General features: G+C 61.8%; 15 protein-coding genes and 3 pseudogenes. 9 read left to right on the forward strand and 9 right to left on the reverse strand.

Features of this window, described 5'->3' with window-relative positions; translation table 11 throughout:
- Positions 1-128 precede the first annotated feature (128 nt).
- Positions 129-602 (reverse strand): Lrp/AsnC family transcriptional regulator, encoded by a 474-nt coding sequence (locus tag HT737_RS15430; protein WP_041073817.1) that lies wholly within the window; start codon positions 600-602, stop codon positions 129-131.
- A 144-nt stretch (positions 603-746) separates the two neighbouring features.
- On the opposite strand from HT737_RS15430, the gene HT737_RS15435 reads away from it, so the two are divergent.
- Complete coding sequence (locus HT737_RS15435) at positions 747-1,376, forward strand: LysE family translocator (RefSeq protein WP_182403147.1); 630 nt, start codon at positions 747-749, stop codon at positions 1,374-1,376.
- Here HT737_RS15435 and HT737_RS15440 read toward each other — a convergent pair.
- The 7 genes and pseudogenes from HT737_RS15440 to HT737_RS15470 all read right to left on the reverse strand — a co-directional run bounded on the left by HT737_RS15440 (position 1,373) and on the right by HT737_RS15470 (position 10,503).
- Complete coding sequence (locus HT737_RS15440; protein WP_182403149.1) at positions 1,373-3,505, reverse strand: hypothetical protein; 2,133 nt, start codon at positions 3,503-3,505, stop codon at positions 1,373-1,375. The two genes, HT737_RS15435 and HT737_RS15440, sit on opposite strands and share 4 nt — an antisense overlap.
- Positions 3,492-4,683, reverse strand: a pseudogene (locus tag HT737_RS15445) (DUF3142 domain-containing protein). Before HT737_RS15445 ends, HT737_RS15440 begins: the two are co-directional and overlap by 14 nt.
- A gap of 60 nt (positions 4,684-4,743) precedes the next feature.
- The gene (locus tag HT737_RS15450; protein ID WP_047297362.1) at positions 4,744-5,571 is read right to left on the reverse strand and encodes a class I SAM-dependent methyltransferase; all 828 of its coding nucleotides are present in this window, start codon (positions 5,569-5,571) and stop codon (positions 4,744-4,746) included.
- A pseudogene (locus tag HT737_RS15455) lies at positions 5,565-6,720 on the reverse strand (acyltransferase family protein). Before HT737_RS15455 ends, HT737_RS15450 begins: the two are co-directional and overlap by 7 nt.
- Complete coding sequence (locus HT737_RS15460; RefSeq protein WP_047297364.1) at positions 6,717-7,601, reverse strand: bifunctional 2-polyprenyl-6-hydroxyphenol methylase/3-demethylubiquinol 3-O-methyltransferase UbiG; 885 nt, start codon at positions 7,599-7,601, stop codon at positions 6,717-6,719. The pseudogene HT737_RS15455 and the gene HT737_RS15460 overlap by 4 nt, the downstream one beginning before the upstream one ends.
- The gene (locus HT737_RS15465; RefSeq protein ID WP_047297365.1) at positions 7,598-8,902 is read right to left on the reverse strand and encodes a glycosyltransferase; all 1,305 of its coding nucleotides are present in this window, start codon (positions 8,900-8,902) and stop codon (positions 7,598-7,600) included. Before HT737_RS15465 ends, HT737_RS15460 begins: the two co-directional genes overlap by 4 nt.
- Positions 8,896-10,503, reverse strand: coding sequence for a glycosyltransferase (locus tag HT737_RS15470; protein ID WP_182403151.1), 1,608 nt, complete (start codon positions 10,501-10,503; stop codon positions 8,896-8,898). The genes HT737_RS15465 and HT737_RS15470 overlap by 7 nt, the downstream gene beginning before the upstream one ends.
- 428 nt (positions 10,504-10,931) lie before the next feature.
- Here HT737_RS15470 and HT737_RS15475 point away from each other — a divergent pair, with 428 nt between their 5' ends.
- The 8 genes and pseudogenes from HT737_RS15475 (at position 10,932) to HT737_RS15510 (ending at position 19,938) form a co-directional block, all read left to right on the forward strand.
- On the forward strand, positions 10,932-11,846 hold the full coding sequence (locus tag HT737_RS15475) for a GDP-mannose 4,6-dehydratase (protein ID WP_047297366.1): 915 nt from the start codon (positions 10,932-10,934) through the stop codon (positions 11,844-11,846).
- A complete protein-coding gene (gmd, locus tag HT737_RS15480; protein WP_007960806.1) occupies positions 11,843-12,811 on the forward strand; it encodes a GDP-mannose 4,6-dehydratase in 969 nt (322 codons plus the stop codon). The genes HT737_RS15475 and gmd overlap by 4 nt, the downstream gene beginning before the upstream one ends.
- 3 nt (positions 12,812-12,814) lie before the next feature.
- A complete protein-coding gene (locus tag HT737_RS15485; RefSeq protein ID WP_182403153.1) occupies positions 12,815-14,257 on the forward strand; it encodes a mannose-1-phosphate guanylyltransferase/mannose-6-phosphate isomerase in 1,443 nt (480 codons plus the stop codon).
- The gene (locus HT737_RS15490; protein WP_047596956.1) at positions 14,257-15,054 is read left to right on the forward strand and encodes an ABC transporter permease; all 798 of its coding nucleotides are present in this window, start codon (positions 14,257-14,259) and stop codon (positions 15,052-15,054) included. The genes HT737_RS15485 and HT737_RS15490 overlap by 1 nt, the downstream gene beginning before the upstream one ends.
- Positions 15,054-16,319, forward strand: coding sequence for an ABC transporter ATP-binding protein (locus tag HT737_RS15495; protein ID WP_182403156.1), 1,266 nt, complete (start codon positions 15,054-15,056; stop codon positions 16,317-16,319). The genes HT737_RS15490 and HT737_RS15495 overlap by 1 nt, the downstream gene beginning before the upstream one ends.
- On the forward strand, positions 16,316-17,692 hold the full coding sequence (locus HT737_RS15500; RefSeq protein WP_182403158.1) for a glycosyltransferase family 1 protein: 1,377 nt from the start codon (positions 16,316-16,318) through the stop codon (positions 17,690-17,692). Before HT737_RS15495 ends, HT737_RS15500 begins: the two co-directional genes overlap by 4 nt.
- Positions 17,676-18,807, forward strand: a pseudogene (locus HT737_RS15505) (glycosyltransferase family 4 protein). Before HT737_RS15500 ends, HT737_RS15505 begins: the two are co-directional and overlap by 17 nt.
- On the forward strand, positions 18,808-19,938 hold the full coding sequence (locus HT737_RS15510) for a glycosyltransferase family 4 protein (RefSeq protein ID WP_182403160.1): 1,131 nt from the start codon (positions 18,808-18,810) through the stop codon (positions 19,936-19,938). It begins immediately after the preceding pseudogene.
- Positions 19,939-20,053: 115 nt separating this feature from the next.
- Here the strand turns inward: HT737_RS15510 and HT737_RS32760 are convergent.
- Positions 20,054-20,196, reverse strand: a 143-nt coding sequence (locus HT737_RS32760) for a 2Fe-2S iron-sulfur cluster-binding protein (RefSeq protein ID WP_182403162.1), incomplete at its 5' end; no start/stop codon positions are given.

A 20,196-nucleotide genomic window follows, 5' to 3' on the forward strand; every position in this document is an offset into this window, starting at 1 on the left:
TTGCCAGCGATGGCGTCAGTCCTGTAACCGTTGCGGTCGCTGACACACCGCTATCGCTGGCAAGCCAGCTCCCACAGTTGACCGTGTTCCTGCTGGAGGATTGCGGTCGAATGTGGGAGCAACCCGCTCTACCGCGGAAGATGCCCCAACGGCAACGCCCCCGGCGTCTTCACGGTGTGAATCGCAAAGTTGCTGCGAATGTCACTCACCCCCGGCAGCTTCAGCAGACAGCCGCTGAGAAAGCGGTCATACGCGCGCAGGTCCGGCACCACCACTTGCAACAGAAAGTCCGATTCCCCGGACACCAGAAACGCTGAAATCACCTCCGGCAGTGCCGTGACCGCTGCGTAAAAGGCTTCGGCCTGCTCATCGTTGTGGCGCTCGACCTTGACCCCGACAAACACCGTCAGCCCCAACCCCACCTCATCGCGATCGAGGTTGGCCTGATAGCCACGAATCACCCCGGCCTCCTCGAGCATCCGCACCCGACGCAGGCACGGTGACGCCGACAGACCGATCTCATCCGCCAGTTCGACGTTGCTCAGCCGGCCGTTGCGTTGCAGCGCCGCGAGAATCTTGCGGTCAAAAGCGTCGAGTTTCATGGTTGGCAGATCCTGCTGGTCAAGGGGCCAAAAGAAAGCAGGTTATGCCAATCCTGTGGCTTTTTGAAGCTGACTTCGCAAGCACCTGCCCCGCCCTTGCGCCCTAAACTTTGCTCACCGAATCGACAACGAAAGGGCTGCGACATGACAAGTATCTGGCTGTTTTTTCTGGCATTGGCGGTGGTCTTCCTGTTGCCGGGGCCGGACATGATCCTGTTGCTGCAAACCGGTGCCCGCCAGGGTCGCGGTGCGGCGCTGGCAACCGCCGTTGGCCTGGCGATCGCCCGAGGCTGTCACGTGGCATTGGCGGCACTGGGTCTGGCGGCGCTGTTCAAGGCGGCGCCGTGGACGTTTGATATGGTGCGTCTGGCCGGGGCGGCGTACCTGCTGTGGATCGGCATTCAATGCCTGCGCAGCAGCTTGCTGCCGAACCTGAACACGCCCGCCGTGACACACGCCCAAGGACAATGGCGCGAGGCGATTCGCCGTGGCCTGCTGACCAATCTGCTCAATCCCAAGGCGTTGCTGTTCTGCTCGGTGCTGTTGCCGCAATTCATCGTCAATGACGGCGCAGCGGTACTGACCCAATTTGCCACCCTCGGCGTGTTGCTGGTGGGCGTCGGGCTACTGTTCGACAGCGCCTATGCCCTGACCGGCGCCGCATTGGGCCGTTGGCTGCAACACAGTCCAACCGCCCAACGCGTTCAGCAATGGCTGTTCGGCAGCCTGTTGATCGGCTTTGCCGTGCGCCTGGCGTTTATCCAGCAGGCTTAGGGCTTGCGCGCCTTGCGCCGACGACTGAGCAACACCAAGGCGCCCGCACTGAACAGCACCAGGACACCGACCACCGGCCATTTGTACGGACGCAACGTATTGCGTACGGCATCGGTCACCTGGGTGACGTAACGCTTGTCGGCGTTTTCGAAATCCGGGTACGGGCACTGATTGCCGAAGTCCACCGCCCAAGGCACGTATGGGCCTTCGTTGACGTAGCGTCGATACAACGCGCTCTGTTCTTCAAGGCTGCTGTTGAAACCGGCGGCATTGCACAACACCGCAGCAAACGCCTGACTGGTGTGCGGCAAGTTGTCGGCAGCCCGGCTGGCCAGCGCGGTGGCGACAAAACGGTAGTGATAACGCTCGTCCGGTTGCGCCTGGCTGGCCTTCTGGCGCTGGACTTCAGCCTCGGCCACCAGCGGCCCGACTTTCAGCTCGGTGTTTTCCAGACTGTAGCTGCCGCCGAACGTGGCGTAATCCGGCGCCATCTCGTAACCGAGAATGTCCATGCCCCATTCACGCGCGGTCCACGCCGCGTTGTACAAGGCGCTGGCGCGTTTGGTCGGCCACCACGCAGCGTCGGCCTTCATTCGTTGTTCGCCGTAGAGCCGGGCCTTGTGCTGCAGGTCCGGATTGTCGAAATAGCCGACCGCTTCCTCGTAATGCCCTTCACGCAGCAAGCGCCGTCCCAGCAGATTGCGCAGGCTGGCGGCGACCGGCAACGGCACGTAGTTGTCGCGCTGCTGTTGGGTCAATGCCGGCGGCGCCGGTACGTTGTCATCGACATAGCGCTTGAGCTCATCGACCGTCAGCACGCGCTCGGCCACCGTTGCCGCGTCGAACCAGTAGATGCTGTTGCTGCGATACAACTGCACGAACGCTTGCAGGTATTCACCACGTTGCAGCGCCAGAATCGCGCTCTCACCCTCGACCCGGCATTTCGGCTGGACGGTTTCGAAGTCCCAGTCCGGGGTGCGCCGATAGCCCCAATCCTCGCTCTGCGGGAAAGCCTGCGCAGCTTTGGCATAGGCGGCAGCCGCGGCATTTTTATCACCGTCACGCACCGCCAGCTTGGCCCGCAACCACCACGCCAAGCCGCCATCACCAGCATTTTCAAGGAAGGCTTTGGCGCTGGCGTAATCACCTTGTTGATAGTTCATGGCCGCCAGTCGATCGGCGTTTTCCAGGCTGCCACGGGTACTGTCCTGCAGCAGCTTGATCAGCTTCTTCTCGTTCGGCGGTTGTTCGTCGAACGACCAGCCCATCCGGCTGATCAACGAGGCGGTAACCAATTGCTGCACAGCCTTGCGCTCCAGCAACTTGGCCAGTTGCGGCTCGGGCAGTTCGGCCAGCTCATTCATCAGTTGTTTCAGCGAGGTATAACCCACGGCCGAGCCGTGCAGGTTCTGCGCTTCGTACAATTCGATGGCGCCGTTCCAGTCACCGGCGTTGCGCAGCACTCGCGCCTCCTCACCGAGACTGGCGACACCGAGTTCCAGAGGATCGCTGAAGCCATCGATGCTCAATTGTCGGGTCTGACGGAAGGCTGCGCGTGCGTCCTCCAGCACTTCGATGACATCGCCCGCCTCGGCACTCATGGCAAACCAGGCGCGGCCCAAGGAGTACGCCGCCCAAGTGCTGCGCAGCGGGCGCTGATCGGCCGGCAGCGCCAGCACTTTGTTGAAATATTCGACAGCCAGTGGATGATCGCCGGTGGCAAACGCCACCGCGCCGGCCACGTACAAACGGATTTCCGCTGGCAGACTGGCGCCCTGCGCCTCGACCTGACGCGCGTCGGTCAGGCCGCGCAGTTGCTTGACCAGTGCTTGTTGCTCGGCGCTCAGACCCACCTGTTCGGCTTTTTCGCGAAGCGCCGCAGGCTCGTTCTCGTCGCCGTACATGTCGTCGGGATTGTGCGTCGCGGCGGTAACGTTCTTCAGCCCGGCAATGGTTTTGCCGAGGCGGCTGATCTCGAAGTTGAAGTTGCCCTCCGGCAGCTCAGCCAGGCTTTGCCCACGATTGTCGAGCAGGCGCATCGGAAAGTCCGGGCCGCAGGCCAGCGCCGAACCCAGCGGCAGGCTGAGGCTCAGGCAGAGCAGATGGCGGGGCCAGTTACGGGTCAACATGCGAACCTCCTTGATCAATAAATGCACAGCGCGCCCAACCGATGGCGCGTTGTCCACCCGCCGGCAGACGACCGTCGCGCAGGCGGGTGAAGGTAAGCAGATCCGCGCTTTGTTGCAACGCGTAACCGGCGAGCGCATCGGCGCCCTCGCAAGCGCTGGCCTTGACGGTGATGCGCGTGGGCCAGGCACTGTCGAGGTTACCGACATTGCGCAGGGCGATGTCCTGCAGACCATCGTGGTCGCTGAACGTCAGACCGAGCCGGCTGCTCAACGTATCGCCAAGGGCCACAGCGCGCAGCGTACTGAGGCTCCAGGCGCGACGATCATTGGCCAGCGGCAGACGAAACCAGATCAACCCGGCCAGATGTTCCGGGCGATCCTCGCGCATGTCACTGGCCAGTCGGCTCAATTGTTGAGGATCGGCGAGCAATTCGCGCCGCTGGCCGCCGCGCTCGAGTGGCACTTCACTTTCCACCACCGGAACGCCATCGGCATCCGGCAGCAGCGCCACGCCGTAGGCCGGCAGCGCCAGATAAAACGGTTTGTCGCTCACCCGCCCCCCAGGCCTTGGCCCAGCGCCGCGCCTGCCCGGGGTCGAACAGACCACGACGCGGATCGCTGACCGCGTGCACCTGCAGCACACTGCTGTCGACGCTGGCCAGCAGTGCCGGCAGTTGCGAACTGTCGAGCCACGCCGGCAACGCAGTGATGCTCAGCGGCAAGTTGGCCGGCAATGCAACACGCAGACGCACGAGAAATTCGCTATACGCCGGCAGACGCGCATTACCGGCGTCGTGATCGATCTCGACCCCGCTCACCGTCAGGCCCTGCGCTTGCCAGTCAGCCAGCATCTGAAGGATCTGTGTGTTCACCTGTTGCTGATCGAGCGCCTTGAGCTGACCGTCGAGACGAACCACCGCAATCAGCGGTCGGCCATCGCGCTTGAGCAACGCCGCATCGATTTGCGCCCGATGCCAGCCGTCATTGGGGAATGCCTGCAAGGCCAACACGCGCAATGTCGAGAAGCTCTCGCGGCTTTCGCGCAGGGCAGCGTCATGGGCCGGCGTCCATTGACGTTGCCAGATATAAAGTTGTTGATCGAGGGCGGGGGCATCCTGCCGCTCGCAAGCAGCGAGCAGCAGCGTTGCCGCGATCAAAATCGAAAAGCCGAACCGCATGAAATGCTTATTCCCTGCCAATACAAAAATGCAGGGTACACAAATCCCTGGAGGAGCGACTCAAGGCTTGCGGGCAATGATCACCTGACTCTTTGCCACGACCGCGTCCAGCGCCTGCTTGATCTGCGCACCACGGGGCGAATCGAGCACCGCTTGCCAGGTGTTGGCCCAATGTTCGAGCAACGGGTGATCAGGGTTGCTGAAATCGACCTTGGCTTCCCAGAACAACAGCATCCACATCGACCAGTAAAAACCGTACTGGCTGTGGCTGATGATCTCCAGCCCGGCGTCGCTGACCAGCGTCTTGAACTGATCTTCACTGATGATGCGAATGTGGTTGGGCTTCTGGAAATACTCCGGCGCCGCAATGTCCTTCTGCAAATCTTCCGAGCTTGGGTGCGGCACGCTCAGCAGGTACAGCGCACCGGACTGACCGACCCGCACCAGCTCGGCGAGAAACTGCGCCGGGTCGTCGACGTGCTCGATGACTTCGGTGGAGACCACTCGGGTAGCGGTGCCGTCGGCGATCGGCAACGGATTACAGTCGGTGACATGACACTCGACGCTGCGCGCCGGGGTATCGCTCAGGCGTTGGCGGGTGGCCTCGACCTTGGCGCCGTCGATGTCGGCGATGATGATCTTCGCCCCGCGCATGCCGCAAAAATGCACGTTGCCGCCGTCACCACAGCCGACATCGAGCAAGGTGTCATCGGCAGTCACCGGGAAGCCCTTGAACAGCTCGCCGGTCTCCTGGTTGAACCAGCCGCTGAGCTTGGCATCGTAGAGGCCGAGCATGTACGGATCGACCTTGTCCGCCACCGGGGCGACGGGTTGCGCGGGGGCCGGTGCAGGCGTCGCCGCCGTGAGTTTTTTCAATAGGCTCAGCATGAGGTGGCTCCGGGGGTTGAAACGGCAGTTCGGGACGTGTCGAGGCGCCGCACCAGGGCGGCACCGCGATTGCGCATCGGCATTTCGATGAAGCGGTAGTTCAGCTCGCTGAGCAGCACGATCAGGCCGAAGGCGATCAGCAAGGTGAGAATCGGGTGCCCGGCCGGGCTCGGCAAATCGGCAGCCTGCAGCCGGAAAATCAGCTCCCGCACCAGCAGGTAGGCCGGGATATGAATCAGGTAAATGCCGTAGGAACGACTGCCGATCCACGCCATCAGCCGCTGCAAATGGCCCGCCGGCAGCAGGTAATCCCGGTTGTAAGAAGCAATCCACACCAGCAGCGCGCCGAGCACGGCAATCGAGCCGATGCGGTAAGGCGCGAAGGTGAAACGGTCGGTGGCCATGAAACTCATCAGCAGTGCCACGCCGATCAGCACTGATACCCCCGGCCCACGGCCGCCGCAGAAACGTCGGCTGCCAGCGCTGCCAGGAAGGTTGCGCGCTCCACAGCGCCAGCAGCACGCCGAGCGCCAGGGCATCAGTGCGCACCACCATCAGCAACGGCGTGCGCAAGGTGAACAGTTGCACCGCCACCAGCGCCAGCAAGGCCCAGACCAGATGTTTGCGGCACAGCACAATCAGCAGCGGGAACAGCAGGTAGAACTGCTCCTCCAGCGCCAGGCTCCAGTAGACAAAACTGCTGCCGTATTCGTAATGAAAAAAGCTGTCGGCAAAACGGAAATTGGCGTACTGCAACACCCCCGCCAGCGTCGCCTGCAAGTTGGCGTGCAAGCTGCCAAAGGCCCCGGAGCGGTTGAGAAACACGCACGCCAGCAGGATCAACGCCAGCCACAACCAGGCCGACGGCAACAGGCGAAACACCCGGCGCAGCCAGAAATTGCGCGTCTGCTGCCAGTACTCCTGACGCGTCGTGCAGCCTTGCAGCGCGGGGATCAGACTGCGCGCGATGACGAAGCCGGAGATCGCGAAAAACAGATCAACGCCCCACCACGGTTGCGCCCAGGCATGAATGTTCTCCAGCAGCGGCACCGTGTCGGTGAACAGGTTGCCCTGCAAGTGATGGAACAGCACGCCGAGCACGGCGATGGCACGCAGCACCTCGATGTCCATGATCCGCCTGGCGCTCATGGCTGGTCCCCGGTGCAGGTTTCGCCAGCCAGCGGTTTGCGGGCGATGATCACCTGGCTCTTGGGCATGAAGCGGTCGAGCATCTGCTTGATTGCCAAACCGTCGGGCTGCGCCAGCAGGTCTTGCCAGGTCCGTGCCCAGCTTTCCATCAGCGGCGGATACGGCGCCTGAATCCGGTCGCGTACCGCGCCACCGAGGTCCCGGCCGGCAGCGCGCTCGCTGGCCCAGAAGAAGATCATGCCCATCACCCAGAAGAAGCCGCTGGCCTGCCGATGCTCGATCACCAGCCCAGCGTTCTCCACCAGTTCGGCAAAGCGCTGCTCGGTGAAAATCTGCACATGGTTGGGCGTCTGGTAATAACTGGCCGGGGCGATGCCTTGTTGCAGGTGCTCGCCCACCGGCGCCGGCACGCTCAGCAGATACTGCGCACCGGGGCGGCCCATGCGCACCAGTTCGGCCATGAACGGTTCCGGCTGATCGATGTGCTCCAGCACTTCCATGCACACCACTTTGCTCGCGCAACCGGCGGCCAGCGGCAATGGCAGGCTGTTGCTGACCAGCCCCAGATTCGGCTTTGTGCTCTGCGCCTCAACCTGCCGGGCCAGATCGCGAACCTTGTCATGTTCGCTGTCGGTGAAAATTACCGAGGCGCCCTGCCGCACAGCGAACAGCGTCGCCACGCCCTCGCCGCAACCGACGTCGAGCAAGGTGTCGTCAGCCGTGATCGCGAAGCCCTTGAGCAACTCGCCGCTGCCCGGCAAAAACCAGCCGTCGAGAATCGCGTCATGCAACCCCACATCCCGTGGCGAGACCTGCGCGCTAGGCTCAGGTGCAGCAGGCGACGGAACCGGGAGCAAGCGTGCGAGCAGACGCCGGATCATGCGCCCGAAGCTTCCACGGACAACGGCTTGAGGGCCTGCGCGCGCTGCGCAAAAAACCTCCGCAGGCGTTCTTCTGCACTCGCCTGACTGCAGAACTTCTGCAGGTTGTGAACGGCATGCCCGGACATTCGCGCATAGCGTTCGACGTCGTTTTTCGCCACCTCATAACTGTCGCGGTACGCAGCGCACAACGAGTCCCAATCGGTCATGTAGCGCAAGGTACGGTAAGCCGCGCGTGGGTCGTGAGGCCAAGCCGTAAGCTCGTCGGTGGAATCAACGATGAACGCGTTGTCGCTGTCGACGTAATCGGCCATTGCCGTATTCAGCGGGGCGATCGCCGGTTTGCCGCAGGACATGAACTCCATCAGCGGCAGGCACTGCCCTTCGCCATAGGAGCTGTTGACCACATAGCTGGTGGCCTGCACCAGCGCTTCGTAATCGGCGTCCGCCAGATAACCGTGGATCAGCACGATCCGGCAGTGGTAGGACTGGTTCTTGTACAAGTGATGCAGCATGTCATTCAGGGCATTGGCGATGTCATGGTGCGTGAGCTTCAGCACCAATGTCGCATCGGCGACGTCACGGAACGTGGTGCAGAAGGCACTGATCATGTCCTGCCAGTTCTTGCGCCCGTCGTACGGGTTGAACACCGAGGTGTAGACCACGCCGTCCAGTTGCAGTTGGCAGTCCTGCGGTGGCCCGGCAAACGACATTGGCGTGCCTTCGCGCAACCCCGGCGGACCGTACGCGCGCAGATCCACCGTGCGGCTGTCGAGCAACAGGCCACGCAACTTCAACTGCACCGCTTCGACCACAGGCTGCTTGCGCAACTGCGCACCGCGTGCGGCAAAACGGTCCCAGACTGGCGCGGGTATCGCGCAGATCGGATAGTCCGCGCCCATCACGTCGCAGACTGCGTTCACCGTGAAACTCGAATGGGTAATCGCCATGCCGCAGGCGTTCAACACCACGCGCCAGTCGTGACGTGGCTCGCCGTGCCAGCTTTCGGTGGGGATGGTGCTGAATTCCCAGGCAAATACCGGGATGGTCGGGCAGGCGTAATGAATCGGTGTGCGATGCGGTGGCGAGAACGACAGGAACACGCACGCTTCGCCACGGCTCAGACAATCGAAGTACAGGCGATCAACCAGTTCGTCCGGGTTGCTCACTTCAATGACTTGCCCAAGGCGTTCCAGCACCGGGCGGAATTCCTTGAGCACGAAGTAATAGCTGTACTCGGGCCGGCCGAGGTTCTGCTGGATGTTGCTCTTGTTGGTTTCCGAATGAATGATGATCAGCATGATGCAGTCCCCGCCTCGGCGATCAGCTGTGGGCTTGCACTCGGCGTCAGTTGAAAAAACTGCGCCAGACGCTGCTGCACCGGAGCAAAACTGCAGTACTCGCGCATGCGCTCATTGGCCGCCAGGGCCATGGCCTGATAAGCCACCGGATCGTTTTTGGCCATGGCGTAACTGTTTTCGTAGGCGGTTTTCAACGAGCCCCAATCCGGACGATGGCGCAGGGTGCGGTAGAGGATCCGCACGTCATCCGGCCAGATCGTCGGCTCACGGCCGGACTTGACGATGAAACCGACGCGCTCGTCGATGTAGTCGTGCATTGCCGTGTGGTCCGGCGCGATCACCGGACGAGCGCAGGACATGAATTCCATCAGTGGCAGGCACAAACCTTCGCAGCGGGACGCGTTGACGTAGAAACTGGCAGCACCGTACAGCCTGGCGAACTCTTGGTCTTCCAGGTAGCCGTGCATGACCACCACCCGGCAGGCGAAAGGCGACAGCTGCGACAACAAGGTAATCAGGTGCACGTAGTAAGTCGCCAGATCGTTCTGCGTCATCTTCAGCACCAGCGTGGCACCTTCGACATCGCGCATGGCCCAGCAGAACGCCGTGATCAGGTGATGCCAGTTCTTGCGTCCGTCTTCAGGGTTGAACACGCTCACATAGACCACACCGCTGACCTCGGTCTGTACCGTGGCACTGATGTCCGGCAGGCTGGCCTGCGGATGCTCGACCACCGGCGGTGTTTCGACGATGACGGCCGGCGGCAACGGCTCGGGGGCCGGGCTACGTAACCGGAAGAGCTGGCGGCGCAGGGCGAGCGGCAGCAAGTCGCGAACGGCTTCGCGATACCACAGCAACAGATTGTGCTTGAGCAAAAACAGCGGCCCGTGGTCAGACGAGGTCGCGGCGGCGCGATAACTTTCGCGCAGGTAGTGTTTGGTGATGAACGCACGTCGGCGCAAGGTCAGTGGCGGTAATGGCGCTGCTTCGGGCGTAACCACCGCGTCGGGCTGCGGCTCCTGCACATCGACAGCGGGTGCGATCAGCCCATCGGCGGACAACCCGAGCGTGCGGCTATCGATAATGCAGCCCTTGATCTGCAACACCGTGCCTGGGTTGACCGGCGCAGCAGGGTACTGCTGGCGCACCCCGGCAAACCCTTCCCACAACGGTGTCGGCAATACCAGGACCGGGAAATCTTCGCCCATGGTCCGGCGAATGGCTTGTGCCGTGTGACTGGACAACGTGATCGCCCGACCGTGGCGGGCCAGGATCTGGCTCCAGTCATGCCGGGCATCTTCATGAGGGTCATCCGGGATCGAGTCGTACTCCCACGCGATCACGCAGACCACGGGGCATTGCAGGTCGGTCGGGGTTTTATGCGGCGGCGCAAACGAAAGAAAAAGGCAGTCCTGACCGGCCAGTTGCAACTGCCGATACAACGGGTCGACTTCGGCCGCCGACGACACGACGTGCACCTGTCCAAGGCTTTCCAGCACAGGACGGTAGGCCTTGAGCACGAAGTAATAGCTGTATTCCGGACGCCCCAGACTCTGGCTGATGGAGCGGTCATTGACGTCCGAGTAAAGAATGAAATTCATGGCATCCCACGGTGACACCACCATCCCGGCAGTTTCACGCTATGACGTCCAGGCGCTGAATCGAGTCGGGATCACCGCTGCTCGTCCTTCGTCCTGAGCTCGTCTTCGTTCTTGTTTTTAGTGGCTGGTTTCACCCTGTTGCGCAACAACCCCGGCGAACCTGGGGAGATGGCGACGAGGGCCATTCTAAACACATCCTTTGCGAATCCGGGAACCGCCCGACAAGAATAAATAGGGCTACGCTGACGAGAACTGACCGGTCACGGTTTGCGCTGTTGAAATTGCCGATCATTTGGCACAGATTGGTAACAAATAACTACAACAACGACTTTGCCGATTGTCCTGCCGGTCTTTCTCATCCGGCCTGACAGACTTTTCCCCAAAGCCTATGGGAAAGTGGCGAAGGTTAAAGACCAAGGGGTCAGTGTTTGAAAAAGCGTCTGTTCATCACGGGCCTCAGTGGGTTCGTGGGACAACATCTCCAGTCGCATCTGGAACAACCTGGCTCGACGTGGGAACTGCTGCCTGCGGCGGCGCCTTACGATCTCACGGCTGCGACCAGCCTCACCGATCTGTGGCCACAATTGCCCGACGCGGTGATTCACCTGGCCGGTCAGACCTTCGTTCCCGAAGCTTTCCGTGACCCGGGCCGAACGCTCGAAATCAATCTGCTCGGTACCCTCAATCTGTTACAGGCCCTCAAGGCCCGCGGTTTTCGCGGGACGTTCCTGTATGTCAGTTCCGGCGACGTCTATGGACAAGTCGACGAGAGCGCCTTGCCCATTACCGAACTGCAACCGCCCTGCCCGCGCAATCCATACGCGGTGAGCAAACTGTCGGCAGAGTTTCTCAGCCTGCAGTGGGGCCTGAGTGAAGGCTGGCCAGTGCTGGTGGCGCGGCCGTTCAATCACATCGGCAGCGGGCAGAAAGACAACTTTGTCATCGCCAGTGCTGCACGCCAGATCAACCGCATCAAACAAGGCCTGCAAGCCGCGCAACTGGAAGTCGGTGACATTGACGTCACGCGCGATTTCCTCGATGTCGGCGATGTGATCTCGGCGTATTTCGCTCTGCTGGAAAAGGGTACGCCGGGGCAGGTCTACAACATTTGCTCGGGCCGCGAGCAAAGCATCCGCAGTTTGATCGAGCAAATGGCCGACCTTGCCGAGGTCGACCTGCAACTGGTCCAGGATCCGGCGCGCATGCGCCGCGCGGATCAGCGTCGCGTTTGCGGCAGTCATGCAAGGCTTGCCCAAGTCACGGAATGGGCGCCGAAAATTACAACACAACAATCCTTGCGGGCGATCCTGTCCGACTGGGAGCAGCGAGTACGACAAGAATGAAAAGTGCACTGATCACAGGGATCACCGGCCAGGACGGCGCTTATCTGGCCAGACTGCTGCTCGACAAGGGCTACAAGGTTCACGGTCTGGTCGCACGGCGCAGCAGCGATTCACGCTGGCGCCTGCGCGAGATGGGCGTCGAAGGCGACATCGTCTACCTGGACGGTGACATGGCCGATGCCTGCTCGGTGCAGCGCGCGGTGATCAAGTCGGCGCCGGACGAGGTCTACAACCTGGCCGCACAAAGCTTCGTCGCCGCGTCCTGGAATCAACCGGTGACCACCGGCATCGTCGATGGCCTGGGCGTGACCCACCTGCTCGAGGCGATCCGCCAGTTCAGCCCGCACACCCGTTTCTATCAGGCCTCGACCAGCGAAATGTTCGGTCTGATCCAGGCTGAGCAACAGGACGAGAACACGCCGTTCTACCCGCGCAGCCCCTATGGTGTCGCCAAGCTCTACGGCCACTGGATCACCGTCAACTACCGCGAAAGTTTCGACCTGCACGCCAGCAGCGGCATCCTGTTCAACCACGAATCGCCACTGCGCGGCATCGAATTCGTGACGCGCAAGGTCACCGACGCCGCTGCCCGGATCAAACAGGGCAAGCAGCAGGAACTGGCCTTGGGCAACATCGACGCCAAACGCGACTGGGGCTTTGCCGGTGACTACGTCGAAGCCATGTGGCTGATGCTGCAGCAGGACAAACCTGACGATTTTGTGGTCGCCACCGGCGTCACCACCACCGTGCGCGAGATGTGCCGCATCGCTTTCGATCACGTCGGTTTGAACTACCGCGATTACGTGAAGATCGACCCGGCGTTCTTCCGCCCCGCCGAAGTCGAAGTGCTGCTTGGCAACCCGGCCAAGGCGCAGCGCGTGCTGGGCTGGAAACCGAAAACCGACCTCGACACTCTGATCCGCATGATGATGGATGCGGACATGAAACGCGTCGCCAAGGAGTAGGCCATGCTGATCCCCGTGATTCTGTCCGGCGGCGCCGGCACTCGTCTGTGGCCGGTGTCCCGCGAGGGCCATCCCAAGCCGTTCATGACCCTGCCCGACGGCCAGTCGCTGCTGGGCAAGACCTATCAGCGTGCCGCCGCATTGCTGGACGGCTGGGGCGACATCGTTACGGTGACCAACCGCGAATACTACTTCCAGAGCAAGGATCACTATTGCGCCGCCCACGTGTCGCGCCATCGCGGACACTTCCTGCTGGAGCCGACCGGGCGCAACACCGCCCCGGCGATTGCTGCGGCGGCCTTGTCACTGCAAGCGTTGCACGGTGACGACGCGATCATGGTGGTGATGCCCGCCGACCATTTGATCGTTAATCAGCAAGCCCTCAAGAGCGCCGTCGAACACGCGGTCAACCTGGCGAAGGACGGTTATCTGGTGACCTTCGGCGTGCTGCCGACCGCCCCGGAAACCGGCTTCGGCTACATCGAAACCGGCGCGCCACTGGATGCCAAAGGCGCGGCAAAAGTGCAGCGTTTCGTGGAAAAGCCTGACCTGCAAACCGCCACGCATTATTTGGAAAGCGGCAACTTCCTGTGGAACTCGGGCATGTTCTGCTTCACCACCGCGACCCTGATCAACGAGCTGCAATTGCACGCACCGGAGTTGCTGGAGCAGACCCGCGCCTGCATGGAGGCCAGCGCCCCGGTGGAAACCGTCGGCTGTCTGCAACAGGAACTGTCAGCAGCTCTGTTCGCTGAGATCACCGACATCTCCATCGATTACGCGTTGATGGAACGCTCGGACAAAGTCGTAGTGGTGCCCGCCGGTTTCGACTGGAGCGACATCGGTTCATGGGGCGCCGTGGCAGCACTGGTACCGGCCGATGCCGACAACAATCGCGCCAGCGGCGAAGCGGTGTTCATCGACAGTCACAACAACTTCGTGCAGAGCGAAGGCCGGCTGGTGGCCGCCGTGGGTGTGGATAACCTGATCATCGTCGACACCGCCGATGCCGTGCTGGTGGCCCACGCCGATCGCGCCCAGGATGTGCGGCGCGTCGCCAAGCAGCTCAAGGACAAGTCCCACGAAGCCTACCGCCTGCATCGCACGGTCAGCCGTCCGTGGGGCACCTATACCGTGCTCGAGGAAGGCCCGCGCTTCAAGATCAAGCGCATCGTGGTCAAGCCCGGCGGCAAGCTGTCGCTGCAAATGCACCATCACCGCAACGAACACTGGGTGGTGGTCGAAGGCATGGCCAAGGTCACCAACAACGGCAGCGGCACGCATCTGGTGGCCAAGAACGAATCGACGTTCATTGCCGCCGGGCACCGCCATCGCCTGGAAAACCCCGGCGTGATCGACCTGGTGATCATCGAGGTGCAAAGCGGCGAATACCTGGGTGAAGACGATATCGTGCGCTTCGAAGACCAATACGGCAGGACGGTTTGATGCTGCTTTCCCTGTATCGCTCGCTGCGCAGCTATCGCGGATTCATCCTCGGCAGCGTCAAGCGGGAGTTTCAGGCGCGTTATCGCAATTCGCTGTTCGGCGCGCTGTGGACCGTGCTCAACCCGTTGTCGATGATCGTCGTGTACACGGTGATCTTTTCCCAGATCATGCGCGCGCGCCTGCCGGGTGTGGATGACGGCCTGGCCTACAGTGTGTACCTGTGCGCCGGCCTGCTGACCTGGGGACTGTTCGCGGAAATCACCTCGCGCAGCCAGAGCATGTTTCTGGAAAACGCCAACCTGCTGAAGAAAATCAGCTTCCCGCGGATCTGCCTGCCGGTGATTGCGCTGCTCAACGCCGGGATCAACTTCGCGATTATCCTGGCGCTGTTTTTCGGTTTTCTGCTGATTAGCGGGCGACTGCCCGGCATGGCCTTGCTGGCGCTGATTCCACTGTTGCTGGTGCAGGTGATCTTCGCCGCCGGGCTGGGGATGATCCTCGGCATCCTCAACGTATTCTTCCGCGATGTCGGACAGATGTTCGGCATCTGCCTGCAATTCTGGTTCTGGCTGACCCCCATCGTTTATCCACTGTCGATCCTGCCGCCGGGCATCCAGCACCTGATCAGCCTGAACCCGATGACGGCACTGATGACCAGCTACCAGAACGTGTTCCTCTACAACCAGTGGCCGAACTGGCCATCGCTGCTGCCATTGCTGATCCTCGGCCTGCTGTTCTGCGCCATGGCCCTGCGCCTCTTCCGGCAACGTGTCGGCGAAATGGTGGATGAACTCTGATGGGACATATACGCGTCAGCGGCCTGGGCAAGGCCTACAAGCAATACCCCAATCGCTGGAGCCGGTTGTTCGAGTGGCTGGTGCCGTTTTCCGGGACACGGCACCACTTGCACTGGATCCTGCAGGACATCGATTTCGAGATTCAGCCCGGCGAAGCCGTCGGCATCGTCGGGGTCAATGGCGCGGGCAAAAGTACGCTGCTGAAGATGATCACCGGCACCACGCAACCCAGCTGCGGGCAGATTCAACTGCAAGGTCGCGTGGCCGCGCTGCTGGAACTGGGCATGGGTTTCCACCCGGATTTCACCGGGCGTCAGAACGCGTTCATGGCCGGCCAGTTACTGGGCATGCAGGTCGAAGAGATCGAAGCCTTGATGCCGCAGATCGAAAGCTTTGCCGAAATCGGCGAAGCCATCGATCACCCGGTGCGCACGTATTCCAGCGGCATGCAGATGCGCCTGGCTTTCAGCGTTGCCACCGCACGTCGTCCGGACATCCTGATCGTCGATGAAGCGCTGTCGGTGGGCGATGCCTACTTCCAGCACAAAAGCTTCGAGCGCATCCGCAACTTTCGCAAGGCTGGCACCACGCTGTTGATCGTGTCCCACGACCGTTCGGCGATTCAGTCGATCTGCGACACCGCGATCCTGCTGGAGAACGGCCGCCTGGCCATGCGCGGCAAACCCGAAGAGGTCATGGATTACTACAACGCCATGCTCGCCCAACGCGAAGGGCAGATCGTGCGCCAGGAAATGCTCGCCAACGGCCAGGTGCAGACCATTTCCGGGACTGGTGAAGCGGGGATCGTCAGCGTGCGCCTGCTCGACGCTCAAGGGCGCAGCCTGGAAGTGGCGGAAGTCGGCCAGCCAGTGGTGCTGGAAGTGCAGACCGAGGTGCGCGAAGACATCGAGCGTCTGGTGTTGGGCTTTCTGATCAAGGATCGCCTCGGCCAGGCGATCTACGGCATCAATACCCATCGCCAGGACCAGGCGATCAGCGACCTGAGCGCCGGAGAGCAGGTGACGTTCCGCTTCGCCTTCGACATGCGCCTGGGCAAGGGCAGCTATTCGGTGGCGCTGAGCCTGTCGCGTCTGGATTCGCATCTGGATCGCAATTTCGAATGGCGCGATTACGGTCTGGTCTTCCACGTCATCAACAACCGTCAGGAAGACTTTGTCGGTTGCTCATGGCTGCAGGCCCGGACCGAGATCAGCCGCTCCAGCGAACACCCGGCGCAGCAGGCAGACAGGGAGATCTCGCGATGACACGACTGTTGATGGAGTGCACCTACGTTTTCGAACACCCGTCCGCCAACTCGGGCATTCAACGCGTGGTGCGCAACGTCATTCAACAGTTGCCAGAAGCCAACGCCGAGCGCGAATGCATCCCGGTGGTGATGCTCGACGGTGCCCTGTATGAGGTGAAAAGCCTGGCGCCGATCAAAACCCCGACAATCAATCTGACCAGCCTGCGGGTGAAGCTGGAACAGTGGGCCAACAGCTTCTGGTTGCGCCATCGCGCTCTGGAACGACGCCGGCCTTTCAGCCAGTCGCATTTCGCCCGGCGAGTGCTGTACGTGCTCTGCCGGCTCATGGCGTTTGCCTGTTTCAGCCTGCCGATGCGCGTACTCGGGCGCCTGCTCAAGGGCAAACCGATCCCCGAGCGTTGTGTGCCGTTGCAACATCGGGCCGGCGATCAACTGGTGTTGCTCGATTCCTCCTGGCACGCCAACTTTTTCCCCTTGGCCGAACAACTCAAACGCGATGGCGTGGGTATCGTTTCGGTAATCTACGACCTGATCCCGCTGACCCATCCGCAGTTTTGCGACGCGGGTCTGGTCAAGGTGTTCAATGACTGGTTCGACTGGATTGCACGCACGGCCGATGGCTATGTCGCGATCTCGACCACCATTCGTGATCAGGTGCGCCAGGAGATGTTGCGCCGGATCGGCACGCAACAGGTCCAGCAGCGCTGGTTCGACTACTTCCACCTGGGTTCCGAACTGGACCTGACCGACGCCGCAGCCGAGGTCGATCGCAACCTGCTGAACCTGTTCAAGACCCCGGAGCCGGTGTTCCTGATGGTCAGTACCATCGAGCCGCGCAAGAACCACGCCTACCTGCTCGATGCCTTCGAACGTGCCTGGGCGGCTGGCTCCACGGCGCGCTTGTGCATCGCCGGGAAAATCGGCTGGAAGTGCGAGGCGCTGATCGAGCGGATCCGCCAGCATCCACAACTGAACCGTCGCCTGTTCATGTTCAACTCGCTCTCGGACAAAAGCCTTGAGCACGCCTACTCCCACGCCACCGCGCTGGTATTCCCGTCGCATGTTGAAGGGTTCGGCCTGCCGCTGGTGGAAGCCATGCAACGCGGCTTGCCAGCGATGGCCAGCGACATTCCGGTGTTCCGCGAAATCGGCGGCGATTACATGGCGTATTTCGACCTGCACAATCCGCAGAGCCTTACCGACCTGGTGCTCGGGATGGAGCGCTCGGGTGAGTTTCCGGCATCTCTGAGCCTCGACCAATGGCGTTGGCTGAGCTGGCGCGAAGCAAGCGCACAACTGGTGCAGCGTATCGAGCGCAACCTGAACCATCCACTGCCCGCATCCGAAGGCCAGCATGCGCATTGCTCTTAACGCGCGGATTCTTCAGGCGCCACGCACTGGCATCGGCCACTACGTCGCCGAACTGGTCCGCGCCTTGCGCGACACAACCGATGTCGAAGTGGCGTTGTTCCACGGCTGGGGCTGGAGCTCGGCCCTGCCGGAAGCGGCCATGCCCGGCTACTCGCGCCTGACGCCACTGCTGCGGCAGATCCCCGGGGCCTATCAGGCGCGGCGCTGGCTGGAACAGAAACGTTTCGATCAGGGCCGCACGCAAGGCATCGATCTGTATCACGAGCCGAGCCTGTGGCCGCTGGCCTTCGATGGCCCGACCGTGATCACCCTGCACGACCTGACCCATCTGCACTTTCCTGAGACCCAGCCCTTGGCGCGCCTCAAGGAAATCGAACGGCGTCTGGCGGCTGGCGTGCAACAGGCGCAACGGATCATCACCGACTCGCAGGCGATTGCCGACGAGGCGCAGGCTTTTTTTTGGTCTGCCGGCAGAGCGTTTCGTGGTGGCGCCACTGGGTGTGGCCGAGCGCTTCCACCCACGACAACCCGACGCCCTCGAAGCGGTGCTCAAGGCACATGCCGTTGCCCCGCGCGAATATTTCCTGTGTGTCGGCACTCTGGAGCCGCGCAAGAATCTGAGCCTGGCATTGCGCGCCCATGCCCTGCTGCCGGAGGCCGTGCGCCAGCGTTTTCCCCTGCTGATCGTCGGTATGGCCGGTTGGCAGCAGACGCAGTTCAGCGATGAGCTGCGCCAGGCCCTCGCGTCGGGGCATGTGTGCCTGCTCGGCTATCTGCCGGATGAACAGGTCGCACAACTGCTGGCCGGCGCCCGCGCGCTGGTGTTTCCGTCGCGGTATGAAGGCTTCGGGCTGCCGGTACTTGAGGCCATGGCCAGTGGCACTCCGGTGATTCTCACCCGTTCTTCAGCCATGCCGGAAGTCGCCGGCGCGGCGGGCAACTACATTGAAGCTGATGATGCACAGGGCTTGCGGGATGCGCTGATCCGCCTGATCGACGATCAAGCGCATTGGCAGGCCTGCCGAGAAGCCGGATTGCACCGGACGCGGCTATTTTCCTGGGAACGTTGCGCACAGGCCACCGCCGGTGCCTACCGCCAGGCCATGGGAGGCTGAATGCGAGTTCTTCATTTTTTCAAGACGTACCTGCCAGATTCGGTCGGCGGCATCGAACAAGTGATCTTCCAGCTCTGCGAAAGCGGCGCGCATCACGGCATCGACGGTCAGGTGCTGACCCTCAGCGCCGACCCGACCCCTCCTGTGATGCAACTCGGCTCACACGAAGTGCATCGCGCCAGACTCGACATCCAGTTCGCCTCCACCGGGTTTTCCTGGAGCGTGTTCAAACAGTTTCGCGAACTGGCGGCCGAAGCCGATGTGGTCAACTACCACTTCCCTTGGCCCTTCATGGACCTGGTGCACTTTGCCAGCGGCCTGAACAAACCGAGCGTGGTGACCTACCACTCCGACATCATTCGCCAAAAACATCTGCTCAAACTCTACCGCCCGCTGATGAACCGCTTCCTGGCCAGCGCCGACCGGATTGTCGCGGCCTCGCCGAACTACCTGCACACCAGCGACGTGTTGCAGCAATTCCAGGACAAGACCCGGGTGATTCCATACGGTTTGAACAAGGCGGGTTATCCACAGGCCGACAGCGAACGCATGAATCGCTGGCGCCAACAGCTTGGGGACAAGTTTTTCCTGTTCGTCGGGGTTATGCGTTATTACAAGGGTCTGCACATCCTGCTCGATGCTTTGAAGGACGTGGATTATCCGGTGGTCATCGTCGGTGCCGGGCCGCTGGAACTGGAACTGCATGCCCAGGCCGCCGCGCTGGGCCTGCGTAATATCCACTTCCTCGGGCGTCTGGGCGATGAAGACAAGGTCGCCCTGCTGCAACTGAGCTACGCCATCGTATTCCCCTCGCATCTGCGCTCCGAAGCGTTTGGCATTTCGCTGCTCGAAGGCGCGATGTACGGCAAACCGATGATCTCCAGCGAGATCGGCACCGGCACCAGCTACATCAATATCCACAACGAAACCGGGTTGGTGGTGCCACCGAGTCATCCACAGGCGTTTCGCGAGGCGATGCGTACCCTCTGGGAAAACCCCGAACGCGCGGCGGCCATGGGCATCAAGGCCGAGGCGCGGTACCGGCAGTTGTTCACCGCCGACGAGATGGGCCGCAAGTGGACCGCGTTGTATCAGGAGCTGCTCGAAGAGAAAGACCTGTCTTACGCCTGATCCACCACAACACATCAATCCTCTGTAGGAGCTGCCGCAGGCTGCGATCTTTTGATTTTAATAACCCAGGATCAAAAGATCGTAGCCTGCGGCAGCTCCTACAGGGGGAGTTGCGTTACAGATCCAGCACCAGCAACTGCTCGCTCTGCGCTGGCACCGCGCAGCAAATCAGCACCTGCCCCGCTTCCGGCATGTCCGSCSGGGGCTGTGGATAATTCACCGCGCCACTGACCAGGCGCGTCTTGCAGGTGCCGCACG

The organism is Pseudomonas sp. MD195_PC81_125, from assembly GCF_014060985.1.
GTDB lineage: Bacteria > Pseudomonadota > Gammaproteobacteria > Pseudomonadales > Pseudomonadaceae > Aquipseudomonas > Aquipseudomonas parakoreensis.

Coding starts and splice junctions, on each gene's coding strand:
- gmd (WP_007960806.1), top strand. CDS start 11,843: ATGAAAAGTGCACTGATCACAGGGATCACCGGCCAGGACGGCGCTTAT.
- HT737_RS15485 (WP_182403153.1), top strand. CDS start 12,815: ATGCTGATCCCCGTGATTCTGTCCGGCGGCGCCGGCACTCGTCTGTGG.
- HT737_RS15440 (WP_182403149.1), bottom strand. CDS start 3,505: ATGTTGACCCGTAACTGGCCCCGCCATCTGCTCTGCCTGAGCCTCAGC.
- HT737_RS15430 (WP_041073817.1), bottom strand. CDS start 602: ATGAAACTCGACGCTTTTGACCGCAAGATTCTCGCGGCGCTGCAACGC.
- HT737_RS15450 (WP_047297362.1), bottom strand. CDS start 5,571: ATGCTGAGCCTATTGAAAAAACTCACGGCGGCGACGCCTGCACCGGCC.
- HT737_RS15495 (WP_182403156.1), top strand. CDS start 15,054: ATGGGACATATACGCGTCAGCGGCCTGGGCAAGGCCTACAAGCAATAC.
- HT737_RS15500 (WP_182403158.1), top strand. CDS start 16,316: ATGACACGACTGTTGATGGAGTGCACCTACGTTTTCGAACACCCGTCC.
- HT737_RS15490 (WP_047596956.1), top strand. CDS start 14,257: ATGCTGCTTTCCCTGTATCGCTCGCTGCGCAGCTATCGCGGATTCATC.
- HT737_RS15435 (WP_182403147.1), top strand. CDS start 747: ATGACAAGTATCTGGCTGTTTTTTCTGGCATTGGCGGTGGTCTTCCTG.
- HT737_RS15470 (WP_182403151.1), bottom strand. CDS start 10,503: ATGAATTTCATTCTTTACTCGGACGTCAATGACCGCTCCATCAGCCAG.
- HT737_RS15510 (WP_182403160.1), top strand. CDS start 18,808: ATGCGAGTTCTTCATTTTTTCAAGACGTACCTGCCAGATTCGGTCGGC.
- HT737_RS15465 (WP_047297365.1), bottom strand. CDS start 8,902: ATGCTGATCATCATTCATTCGGAAACCAACAAGAGCAACATCCAGCAG.
- HT737_RS15460 (WP_047297364.1), bottom strand. CDS start 7,601: ATGATCCGGCGTCTGCTCGCACGCTTGCTCCCGGTTCCGTCGCCTGCT.